The sequence below is a fragment of the Micromonospora endophytica genome, from assembly GCF_003236305.1.
GTDB lineage: Bacteria > Actinomycetota > Actinomycetes > Mycobacteriales > Micromonosporaceae > Micromonospora > Micromonospora endophytica.
In genome coordinates, this window is record NZ_POTX01000537.1 from 1 (window position 1) to 433 (window position 433).

Sequence of the window (433 nt, forward strand, 5' to 3'; positions counted from 1 at the left end):
GCTGCGCTGGGTCAGCAGTACGTGGCGTCGCTGACGATGGGTGCGGGCCAGTTCTGTACGAACCCGGGCCTGCTGCTCGCCATCGACGGGCCGGAGCTGGATGCCTTTGAGGCGGCCGCCGCTGCGGCCATGGGCGGCGTGGCTGCGCAGCCGATGCTCACCGCAGGCATCCACAGCGCCTACACACGTGGCGTCGACAAGCTGGCCTCCGAGGCCAACGTGCGCTGCGTTGCACGCGGCCAAGACAGCGACGAACCCAACCGCGGGCAAGCCGGCTTCTACATCACCGATGCGAAGAGCTTCCAGGCGCAACCGGCGTTGCACGACGAGATCTTCGGCGCCACCGGCCTCGTCGTGCGCTGCCGCGATGCGGACGAGTTGCGGGCGCTTGCCGAATCGCTTGAAGGCCAGCTGACGGCCACGCTGCATCTGG

At 68.8% G+C, this 433-nt stretch carries 1 pseudogene; it reads left to right on the plus strand.

Annotated features, from left to right (window positions below):
* Positions 1 to 21: 21 nt before the first annotated feature.
* Positions 22 to 433 (plus strand): annotated as a pseudogene (locus C1I93_RS33440) (hypothetical protein); the annotation flags it as partial.